This window comes from Novosphingobium sp., assembly GCF_027489515.1.
GTDB lineage: Bacteria > Pseudomonadota > Alphaproteobacteria > Sphingomonadales > Sphingomonadaceae > Novosphingobium.
This window is the reverse complement of the sequence record NZ_JAIXZS010000015.1, coordinates 134190-144562: the sequence shown is the minus strand read 5'-3', so window position 1 is coordinate 144562 and position 10373 is coordinate 134190. Positions and strand designations below refer to the sequence as shown.

At 66.3% G+C, this 10373-nt stretch carries 8 protein-coding genes; 7 read left to right on the top strand and 1 reads right to left on the bottom strand.

Going from position 1 to position 10373, the window contains the following annotated elements; all coding sequences use genetic code 11:
- The 3 genes from Q0082_RS01960 to ppdK form a co-directional block, all read left to right on the top strand.
- A partial coding sequence (locus tag Q0082_RS01960; protein WP_298189244.1) for a glycine--tRNA ligase subunit alpha occupies nt 1-459 on the top strand: 459 nt, incomplete at its 5' end.
- Nucleotides 456-2711 carry a glycine--tRNA ligase subunit beta gene (glyS, locus tag Q0082_RS01955; RefSeq protein WP_298189241.1) on the top strand — a complete coding sequence of 752 codons (2256 nt, stop codon included), beginning with the start codon at nt 456-458 and terminating at the stop codon, nt 2709-2711. The genes Q0082_RS01960 and glyS, both read left to right, overlap by 4 nt.
- A gap of 74 nt (nt 2712-2785) precedes the next feature.
- Nucleotides 2786-5449, top strand: coding sequence for a pyruvate, phosphate dikinase (gene ppdK, locus Q0082_RS01950; RefSeq protein WP_298189238.1), 2664 nt, complete (start codon nt 2786-2788; stop codon nt 5447-5449).
- A 6-nt stretch (nt 5450-5455) separates the two neighbouring features.
- Here ppdK and Q0082_RS01945 read toward each other — a convergent pair whose 3' ends face one another.
- A complete protein-coding gene (locus tag Q0082_RS01945) occupies nt 5456-6253 on the bottom strand; it encodes a methyltransferase domain-containing protein (RefSeq protein WP_298189236.1) in 798 nt (265 codons plus the stop codon).
- A gap of 78 nt (nt 6254-6331) precedes the next feature.
- On the opposite strand from Q0082_RS01945, the gene Q0082_RS01940 reads away from it, so the two are divergent.
- The 4 genes from Q0082_RS01940 to Q0082_RS01925 all read left to right on the top strand — a co-directional run bounded on the left by Q0082_RS01940 (nt 6332) and on the right by Q0082_RS01925 (nt 10311).
- Nucleotides 6332-7105 (top strand): ComF family protein, encoded by a 774-nt coding sequence (locus tag Q0082_RS01940; RefSeq protein WP_298189234.1) that lies wholly within the window; start codon nt 6332-6334, stop codon nt 7103-7105.
- 489 nt (nt 7106-7594) lie between these two features.
- Complete coding sequence (hisI, locus tag Q0082_RS01935; RefSeq protein ID WP_298189232.1) at nt 7595-7930, top strand: phosphoribosyl-AMP cyclohydrolase; 336 nt, start codon at nt 7595-7597, stop codon at nt 7928-7930.
- A gap of 32 nt (nt 7931-7962) precedes the next feature.
- On the top strand, nt 7963-8493 hold the full coding sequence (locus tag Q0082_RS01930) for a MerR family DNA-binding transcriptional regulator (protein ID WP_298189230.1): 531 nt from the start codon (nt 7963-7965) through the stop codon (nt 8491-8493).
- Nucleotides 8494-8511: 18 nt separating this feature from the next.
- A complete protein-coding gene (locus Q0082_RS01925) occupies nt 8512-10311 on the top strand; it encodes an acyl-CoA dehydrogenase C-terminal domain-containing protein (RefSeq protein WP_298189228.1) in 1800 nt (599 codons plus the stop codon).
- Nucleotides 10312-10373 lie beyond the last annotated feature (62 nt).

The window sequence follows — 10373 nt, the reverse complement described above, 5'->3', positions numbered from 1 at the left end:
TTCCAGCAGATGGGCGGCTTCGATTGCAAGCCCGTCTCGGGCGAGCTGACCTACGGCCTCGAACGCCTCGCGATGTATATCCAGGGCGTCGACAACGTCTACGACCTCAAGTTCAACAATCACGGCGTCAGCTACGGCGATGTGTTCCTCGAGAACGAGCGCCAGATGTCGACATGGAACTTCGAGGTGGCGGATACCGAAACCCTCTTCGAAGGCTTCCGCCGCGCCGAGGCCGAGTGCCGCAAGGCGCTGGAAGCCAAAGTGCCCATCGCCGCTTACGAGCAGGCGATCGAGGCGAGCCACCTCTTCAACCTTCTTCAGGCGCGCGGCGTGATCTCGGTGCAGGAACGCGCAAGCTACATGGGCCGGGTGCGCGATCTCGCGCGCGGCAGCTGCGAGGGCTATATGGAGAAGTACCGCCCCGAATGGGAAGCGAAGTTCCCGGGGTGGACGGCATGAGCACCGCTGATTTCCTCCTCGAGTTGCGCTCGGAAGAAATCCCCGCGCGGATGCAGGCCGGCGCGCGCGCCGATCTTGAAAAGCTGTTCCGGCGCGAGATGGAGGCCGCCGGGCTTGCTGTCGGCGCGCTGACGGTGTGGTCCACCCCGCGCCGCCTGACGCTTATCGCGAAGGGCCTGCCGCTCGCGACGCAGGCGGTAGCTGAGGAAACCAAGGGTCCGCGCACCTCGGCGCCCGAACAGGCGCTCGAAGGCTTCCTGCGCAAGACGGGCCTGACCAAAGACAAGCTGACAGAGCGCGACGGCGTATGGTTCGCCGTGGTCGAAAAGCCCGGCCGCGCTGCCGCTGATGTACTCGCCGAAGCGATCCCGAGCATCATTCGCGCGTTCCCCTGGCCCAAGTCACAGCGCTGGGGCGCCGCTAGCCTTCAGCCCGACAGCCTGCGCTGGGTGCGTCCGCTCTCGGGTATTGTTGCGCTGCTTGGCGGCGACGTGGTCGACTGCGAAATCGGCGGTATCCGCTCGGGCCGTGCCACGATGGGCCACCGCTTCCATCACAGCGGCGAAATCCAGATCGAGGGCGTCGACGACTACGCCGCCAAGCTGCGCGTGGCCCATGTGATCGTCGATCATGCCGAACGCGAAGGCATTGTCCGCGAGGGCGCAAAGAAGGCCGCTGCCGATGCCGGCCTCGTGCTGGTCGAGGACGAGGGTCTGGTGATCGAAAACGCCGGCCTCACCGAATGGCCAGTGCCGCTGCTCGGCCGGTTCGACGAGGCCTTCCTTGAAGTTCCGCCCGAAGTCATCCAGCTCACCGCGCGCGTGAACCAGAAGTACTTCATCTGCCGGGATAGCGCCGGAAAGCTCGCCAACGCTTTTGTCTGCACTGCCAACATCGCCGCGCGCGATGGCGGTGCAATGATCGTCGCGGGCAACCGCAAGGTCCTCGCCGCCCGCCTTTCCGACGCGCGCTTCTTCTGGGAGCAAGACCGCAAGACGCCGCTCTCCGTCCACGCCGAAAAGCTCGCACGCATCACCTTCCACGAGAAGCTTGGCACCGTGGCCGACAAGGTGGAACGCGTCGCCAAGCTGGCCGAATGGCTGGCGAGCGAGGGGATCGTGCCCGGCTGCGATCCCGCGCAGGCGCGCCTCGCCGCGGAGCTTTGCAAGGCCGATCTCGTCACCGAAATGGTCGGCGAATTCCCCGAACTTCAAGGCCTGATGGGCGGCTACTACGCCCGCGCCGAAGGCCTGCCGGACGCCGTGGCCGACGCAATCCGCGATCACTACAAGCCGGTCGGGCAGGGTGATGATGTGCCGACCGCGCCGGTCACCGTCGCCGTGGCGCTGGCAGACAAGCTGGATACGCTGGCGGGCTTTTTCGCCATCGACGAGAAGCCGACTGGCTCGAAAGACCCGTTTGCGCTGCGCCGCGCGGCATTGGGCGTCATCCAGATACTGCTCACCGCACAGGTCCGCTGCAACCTGTCTCAGGTGCTGAGCGGCGCCATCGCCAGCGTATTCCGTTCGGTTCTCGACCGTGCTGTTGCAGGCGATCCGAACTTTGCGATGTACATCGAGAAGGTCTGGAAGGTCCAACCGCACCCGTCGCTGCCTGCAGCGGAATTTGCCGCACGGATGGAGGACTTCGCCGCCGAGCTTGGCGATTTCGAGATCAAGCTTGAGGCCTATTCCGAACTTGCGCTCGAATTCCTGCGTACCGCTCCGGCCGTGATGAGCAGCACGCCAGCTGCGCTCGTTGCCTTCTTTGCCGACCGCCTCAAGGTTCAGCAGCGCGAAGCCGGTGTCCGCCACGATCTGATCGACGCGGTGTTCGCGCTCGGCGGTGAGGACGATCTCGTCCGCCTGCTCGCCCGCGTCCACGCGCTGCAGGCCTTCGTCACCACCGAGGACGGCACAAACCTCCTCGCCGGCTACAAGCGCGCCGCGAATATCCTCAAGAAGGAAGAGTACGCGCCGCTCGCCGCTGACTACGTCCGCGAACCCGCCGAACAGGCCCTCGTCGATGCGCTCGATGCGGCCGAGCCGCGCGCCGAAGCTGCTGTTGTGGCGGAAGATTTCACCGCCGCCATGGCCGCGCTCGCCACATTGCGCGCGCCGATCGATGCTTTCTTTGAGAGCGTTACCGTCAACGATGCCGACCCGGCCAAACGGGCAGGGCGCCTCGGACTGCTTGACCGCTTCCGTGCTGCAGTGCACAAAGTTGCGGACTTTGGCCGCATAGAGGGCTAAAGCGCCCCATCACTTTTTGGCGAATCCGGCAAAACCGGACACTGTTGAAGTTCGCGAGGGAGCCTCTTGGTCTTATGAGCGCATACGTATTCCACTTCGGCGGCGGTGCTACCAACAACGACCCGCGCTCGCGCGACAAGACCATCACCGGTGGCAAGGGCGCGAACCTTGCCGAGATGGCGGGCATCGGCCTGCCCGTGCCCCCGGGCTTCACGATCAGCACCGAGGTCTGCACGGCCTACAACGCCGCTGGCAAGGCATTCGACGATGATCTGCGCGGCGGTGTTGCCAATGGCGTGGCGCATATCGAGAAGGCCACCGGCCGCGTCTTCGGCGAACCCGCAAACCCGCTGCTCGTCTCGGTCCGTTCGGGCGCGCGCGTGTCGATGCCGGGCATGATGGATACCGTGCTCAACCTCGGCCTCAATGACGTGACGGTCGAAGGCCTCGCTGCCGGTTCGGGCGACGCGCGCTTTGCCTGGGACAGCTACCGCCGCTTCATCCAGATGTATTCGGACGTGGTGCTCGGCCTCGATCACCACCGTTTCGAGGATGCGCTCGAAATCGCCAAAGAAGACAACGGCTTCTTTGCCGATGTCGAGATGGGCGCCGAACATTGGCAGGCACTCGTCGGCGAATACAAGGCCATCGTTGCAGAGGAACTCGGCCGCCCGTTCCCGCAGGACGTCCACGAACAGCTCTGGGGCGCAATCGGCGCCGTGTTCGATTCGTGGGAATCGGACCGCGCCAAGGTTTACCGCCGCCTCAATTCCATCCCGCATGATTGGGGCACCGCGGTCAACGTTCAGGCCATGGTCTTCGGCAACATGGGCGAAACCTCGGCCACCGGCGTCGCCTTCACCCGCGATCCCGCGACCGGCGAGCGTGCCTACTACGGCGAATGGCTGGTGAACGCGCAGGGCGAGGACGTCGTCGCCGGCATCCGCACGCCCCAGTATCTGACCAAGTCCGCGCGCGAGCGGGCGGGGGCGAGGCCCCTCTCGATGGAAGAGGCGATGCCCGCAGCCTACGCCGAGCTCGCCCGCGTGTTCGATCTGCTCGAACTCCACTACAAGGACATGCAGGACATCGAGTTCACCGTCGAGCAGGGCAAGCTGTGGATGCTGCAGACCCGCTCGGGCAAGCGCACCGCCAAGGCCGCGCTCAAGATGGCGGTGGACATGGCGCGCGAGGGCCTGATCGACGAGGCGACTGCGGTGAAGCGCGTCGATCCGATGGCGCTCGACCAGCTGCTCCACCCGACGCTTGATCCCAGCGCCCCGCGCGAAGTGCTCACCCGCGGCCTGCCGGCCTCGCCGGGCGCGGCCACTGGTGTGATCGTGTTCGATGCCGATAGCGCCGAACACCGGGCGCAGATGGGCGAAGATGTGATCCTCGTGCGCATCGAGACAAGCCCTGAAGACATTCACGGCATGCACGCCGCCAAGGGCGTGCTCACCGCGCGTGGCGGCATGACCAGCCACGCCGCCGTCGTCGCGCGCGGTATGGGCCGCCCCTGCGTTTCGGGCGCCTCGGGCCTCTCGATCGACATGGCCACCCGCACCGCACGGATGGGCACGCGTGAGGTGAAGGAAGGCGAGGTCATCACGCTTGATGGCTCGAACGGCGATGTGATGCTCGGCGCGGTACCGATGGTCGAACCCGAACTCGTCGGCGATTTCGCCGTGCTGATGGAGTGGGCGGACAAGCATCGCCGCATGAAGGTGCGCGCCAACGCCGAAACCCCGCTCGATTGCCAGGTCGCGCGCCAGTTCGGCGCCGAAGGTGTTGGCCTTTGCCGCACCGAACACATGTTCTTCGATGCGGGCCGTATCTCGCTGGTCCGCCAGATGATTCTCGCTGAGGACGAGGCGACCCGTCGCCGCGCGCTTGATAGCCTGCTGCCCGAACAGCGCGCCGACTTCACCGCGATCTTCGAGGTGATGGCGGGCCTGCCCGTCACCATCCGCCTGCTCGATCCGCCGCTCCACGAATTCCTGCCGCACGGCGATGCCGAATTCGCCGAGCTTTCTGAAGCGACCGGTCTCGGCGTCGATCACCTCAAGCGCCGGGCGGGCGAACTCCACGAGTTCAACCCGATGCTTGGCCACCGCGGCTGCCGCCTCGGCATCACCTTCCCCGAAATCTACGAGATGCAGGCCCGCGCGATCTTCGAAGCCGCCTGCGACGTTGCCGAAAAGTCGGGCGAGGCGGTCGTGCCGGAAGTGATGATCCCGCTCGTGGCCACCAAGCGCGAGCTGCAGATCCTGCGCGCGCTGGTCGACCGCGCTGCCGAAGCCGTGTTTGCCGAGAAGGGCCGCACCCTCGAATACCTCGTCGGCACGATGATCGAGCTTCCTCGCGCCGCGCTCATGGCGGGCGAAATCGCCGAGGAAGCCAAGTTCTTCTCCTTCGGCACCAACGATCTCACGCAGACGACGCTTGGCGTCAGCCGCGACGATGCTGCCCGCTTCCTCGGGCCCTATGTCGAACAGGGCATCTACCCGCGCGACCCGTTCGTCAGCCTCGATATCGAGGGTGTCGGCCAGCTCGTCGAGATGGCGGCAGTCCGCGGGCGCGAGACCCGGCCCGAGATCAAGCTCGGCATCTGCGGCGAACACGGCGGTGATCCGGCCTCGATCGCGTTCTGCGAGAAGGTTGGCCTCGATTATGTCTCGGCCAGCCCCTACCGCGTGCCGATTGCCCGGCTGGCGGCCGCGCAGGCGGCATTGGGGTAGGGCGCCTCAGAATTTCGGCGGCCGCAGCGCCTTGTTCCACCCACTGAGGGTCAGGATCGCGAACCGCTCGGTCACCCGGCGCTCGCCATCCGCCATGGCCGCGAAGGCCGCCTCGGCGCGTGCCAGCCCGGCCTTGCCGAGAGGCGGCCCCGGCCGGGCAAGGCAATTGCCGAGTCCCTGCGCGCGCAAGTCCGCGACGAGGCGGCGCAGGCTGCGGTAACGCACATCGAGCACGCGGCTGTCGCTCATGGGTTCCGCAAAACCGCAGCGCTGCAGGAGATCGCCCCCGGCGCGGACGTCGACTTGCGGATGCAGACGCGCGGCGGGGCGTTCGCCATCGGTTTCGGCCATGATCGCCCGCAGCGCTGGAATGCATCCCGCACCGCACCAGGTCATGATTGCCAATCCGCCGGGGGCGAGCGCGCGGCGGATATGGAGGAGCGCGCCGGGCAGGTCGTTCACGGTACCTAGCGTGCCAAGATGGGCGATGAGGTCGAAGCCGGTGCGGGTGAGGGGCTGCTCCTCGTCAATCGCATCCTCGCCCGGCTGCGGCGCGGGATCGGCACGGACCACCTCGGTACCGCGCGCGGCGAGGGCCGCGGCGAGCCGCCCGGTGGTATCGCCCACCAGTAGCGCGCGCGCCGGCTCGTGGCGCAGGAAGTCAAGACGGTCGAGCACATCGTCGGCCATGTCCTCGGCCAGGAAGTGCGGGGCATCCGGTCGGCGTTCGAGGCTGCGCATCCGTGCACGCGCGCCGCGGCGGCGGGTGGGGGCGAAAATGGTGGGGGGCGGGGCGCTGGCCATCGCGGATGCCCTGCCGCGCCGCGCCGCGCTTGCCAAGCCCCTCTTGCCAAGCCGGCCGCAGAGGCAGAAGCTTGGGGCATGGCGAAGGCTTCGTTCATCACCCCGTTGCTCGATCTGGTGTTCCCGCCGCGCTGCCCGCTCTGCGGGGATGCGCTGGCGCAGCAGGGCGGCCTCTGCGCAGCCTGCTGGATGAAGCTCGCGGTGCCGGGCGAGCCTGCCTGCAGCACCTGCCAGCGGCCGCTGGGGGATAGCATTGTGCGCGCCGGCGCGCTCCAGTGCGCGCCGTGCATGGCTGATCCGCCGCGCCATGCCGGGATCGCGGCAGCCACGCTCTACAACGATACCTCGCGCGAGCTTGTCCTTGCGTTCAAGCGGGGCAAGCGGATCGCGCTGGCCGATCTGCTGGCGCGGCTGATGCGCTCCCGCCTGCCGGAGCTAGAGGGTGAATGGCTGGTGGTGCCGGTCCCGTTGCATCGCTGGCGGCTGTGGGAGCGCGGGTTCAACCAGTCCGCACTGCTCGCCCAGCGGATCGCGCGGGCCGTCAACCAGCCGCTGGTGGTCGATGCGCTCGAACGCCGCAAGCGCACGCCTTCTCTCGGCGGGCTCGGCAAGCGCGCGCGGGCTGAGGCGCTGCGTGGTGCGATCGTTGCCAATCAACGCCGTGCCGCGCAGCTCAAGGGCGCGAATGTGCTCCTCGTCGATGATGTGATGACGAGCGGTGCGACGACCGACGCCTGCCTCGCCGCGCTACGCAAAGCCGGTGCGGGCCAGGTGCGGATCGCGTGCTTTGCGCGGGTTCTTGATGAAGCGCTTGATCATGCGGGGCCGGATACCGCGGCCCTTGCTGCGTGAGCACCGCCAGCGTTTAAACACGAAACGCCCGGAGTTTTACCTCCGGGCGTTCCCGTGACGATATCAGATCGGTCCAGCCGCTTCCTCGTCATGGCCCGCCCCTCGCAGCCCCCAGCTTCTGCTGGTAAATGACGGGAGACGGCCGCAGCCGAAATCCCTAGTTTTCTCTCCGCTGGCCGTGCAGCTCATCCCGGTGTGGAGAGCAGCACCGCCATCGGGCCCCATGTTTATGCCAACCCTGAACTCTGGCCATTTCGCCAGCGCTCGAGCATTTGCCCGATGCGCTTCGCGGCTCCCTCAAGCCGCATCGCGTTCATCCGCGATTGCGAGCTGCGGTAAAAGCACCTTGTTCAGAACACGTGGATTTTGGCAGGGGCATGTGGTTATCCTGCAACAAAATGACACCTGAATCGGGTTCAACCACGAAAGGCCTGCGCCATTTCCACGCAATCTCCCGAAACAGCGCTCCGCGAGCAGGGCGCCGTGTTCATGCCGCGCTTCGACTCTGCCGGCCTCGTGACTGCGATCGCGCTTGATCACGCCACCGGTCGGCTGCTGATGGTCGCACACATGGATGCCGAGGCGATTGCCCGTACGCGTGAAACCGGCTTTGCCCATTTTCATTCGCGCTCGCGCGGGCGGCTGTGGATGAAGGGCGAGACATCGGGCCACGTGCTCAAGGTCATCGAGATCCGCGTTGATTGCGATCAGGATGCACTCGAACTCAGGGTCGAGGCGGCCGGGCCTGCCTGCCATACCCTTGCCCCCTCATGCTTCTACCGCCGCCTTGCTGCGGACGGGGCGCTGGAGCGGATCGACAGTTGACGCTTACGTAAAGGGTAGTTAGGTCGCGGGATATGTCCTCGCGTCCCATCACCACGAGTCCGGAGCGGGAGCCCGGCGTCCCGGCCCGGCGGACGGATCAGGCCCGCCGCGGCGATCACGCAGGCCGGGATGATCATACCGGCCACCTTCACCAGCCCGATGCGCTGGCGCGCGAGCAGTTCACCATCTCGGACCTTTCGAGCGAGTTCGGCGTCACCGCGCGGGCGCTGCGTTTCTACGAGGACGAGGGCCTGATCGCGCCGACCCGCGTCGGCCTTGCCCGCATATATTCCAAGCGTGACCGGGCCCGGCTTGCCTGGATCATGCGTGCAAAGAACGTGGGCTTCAGTCTTTCCGAGATCCGCGACATGATCGACCTTTACGATCTGGGCGACGGGCGCGCGAAGCAGCGCCGCGTCACGATCGACAAGTGCCGCGAGCGGATCGGTAACCTCAAGCGCCAGCAGGCCGATATCAACGCGACGATTGCCGAACTGACCAGTTTCGTCGCGCTGCTGATCGAGCGCGAGAAGCTGGAAGGTCGAACCGTCGATCCGGAATAGAACAGAGAGGACTTGCCCATGCCCGTTTTCCAGGCGCCGACTCGCGACACCCGCTTTGTCGTCAACGAAGTGCTGGGGCTTGAAAGCTACGGCCACCTGCCGGGTTTCGAGGCTGCGACGCGCGATCTGACCGACAGCGTGATCGAAGAAGCCGGGCGCTTCGTGAACGAGGTCGTTGCTCCGCTCAATCTCTCGGGCGATCAGGAGGGCTGCACTCGCCATCCCGATGGCAGCGTAACGACGCCCAAGGGCTTCAAGGAGGCCTATGCCCGCTACATCGAGGCAGGCTGGGGTACGCTGGCGGCTCCCGAAGTCTACGGCGGGCAGGGGCTGCCGCATGTCATCGGTTTCGTGATGGAAGAGTACCTCGCGAGCGCCAACCAGGCCTTTGCAATGTACCCCGGCCTTGCCAACGGCGCGATTTCGGCGATTTCCTCGAAGGGTTCGCCGGAGCAGCAAGCGATGTACCTGCCCAAGATGGTCAGCGGCGAATGGCTCGGCACGATGAACCTGACCGAGCCGCACTGCGGCACCGATCTCGGCCTTATCCGCACCCGCGCGGAGCCGCAGGCGGATGGCTCCTACAGCGTCACCGGCACCAAGATCTTCATCTCTGCGGGCGACCATGACCTGTGCGAGAACATCATTCACCTCGTGCTGGCGAAGACCCCGGGCGCGCCGGAATCGAGCAAGGGCATCTCGCTGTTCATCGTGCCCAAGTTCCTCGTGAATGCGGACGGCACCCTTGGGGAGCGCAATGCCGTTTCAGTCGGCTCGATCGAGCACAAGATGGGCATCCACGGCAACGCGACTTGCGTGATGAACTACGACGGTGCCAAGGGCTGGCTCGTAGGCGAGGAGAACAAGGGCCTTGCCGCGATGTTCATCATGATGAACGCGGCGCGGCTCGGCGTCGGCATCCAGGGCCTGGCGCAAGCCGAAGCCTCGTACCAGAACGCGCTGGCCTATGCGCTCGAACGCCGCCAGGGCCGTGCGCTGACCGGGCCGGCGGAGCCGCAGCAGAAGGCCGATCCACTCCTGGTGCATCCTGACGTGCGCCGCATGCTGATGGACGCCAAGATGTTCATCGGCGGCATGCGCGCGCTGTGCCTGTGGGGGGCGCTGCAGGTCGATCTGTCGCACAAGGCAGCGACCGAGGAAGAGCGGCAGGCCGCCGACGATCTCATCAGCCTGCTGACCCCCGTGATCAAGGGCTACGGGACCGACATGGGCTACAAGACCGCGACCGACATGCAGCAGGTCTGGGGCGGGCACGGCTACATCGCCGAGAACGGCATGGACCAGTTCGTGCGCGATGCGCGCATCGCGATGATCTACGAAGGCGCCAACGGGGTGCAGGCGATGGACCTCGTCGGCCGCAAGCTGGCGCTCAATGGCGGCCGTGCGATTCAGCGCCTGTTTGCGGTGATCGATGCAGAATGCGCCGAGGAGAGCGCGCACGAGACCGTGAAGCTCGTAGCCGAGCGCCTCGCCAAGGCGACCGGCCACCTCAAGGCCGCGACGATGTGGTTCCTCCAGCATGGCATGACCGACCGCAACGCCGTCGGCGCGGGAGCCTACGCCTACATGACGCTGACCGGTGTCGTCTCGCTGGGGCTGATGTGGCTCCGCATGGCGAAGGTTGCCGCAGCGGCGCTCGGGGAGGAAGGCGCGGACACGGCGTTTTACGAAGCCAAGCTCACCTGCGCCCGGCACTGGGCGCTGCGCTTCGCTCCGCAGGCGGGTTCGCTGCGCTATGAAGTCGAGGCGGGTGCCGAGACGGTGATGGGCCTGACGGCGGAGCAGTTCGCAGCCTGAGCGGAAGCGGTTGACGCACGCGGAACTGAGGGTGATTAACCGATCAATTAAAATGATCGGGA

Excerpts from the sequence above, each read along its gene's own strand:
- Q0082_RS01930 (WP_298189230.1), top strand. The coding sequence starts at position 7,963 with ATGTCCTCGCGTCCCATCACCACGAGTCCGGAGCGGGAGCCCGGCGTC.
- Q0082_RS01940 (WP_298189234.1), top strand. The coding sequence starts at position 6,332 with ATGGCGAAGGCTTCGTTCATCACCCCGTTGCTCGATCTGGTGTTCCCG.
- glyS (WP_298189241.1), top strand. The coding sequence starts at position 456 with ATGAGCACCGCTGATTTCCTCCTCGAGTTGCGCTCGGAAGAAATCCCC.
- Q0082_RS01945 (WP_298189236.1), bottom strand. The coding sequence starts at position 6,253 with ATGGCCAGCGCCCCGCCCCCCACCATTTTCGCCCCCACCCGCCGCCGC.
- hisI (WP_298189232.1), top strand. The coding sequence starts at position 7,595 with ATGCCGCGCTTCGACTCTGCCGGCCTCGTGACTGCGATCGCGCTTGAT.
- ppdK (WP_298189238.1), top strand. The coding sequence starts at position 2,786 with ATGAGCGCATACGTATTCCACTTCGGCGGCGGTGCTACCAACAACGAC.
- Q0082_RS01925 (WP_298189228.1), top strand. The coding sequence starts at position 8,512 with ATGCCCGTTTTCCAGGCGCCGACTCGCGACACCCGCTTTGTCGTCAAC.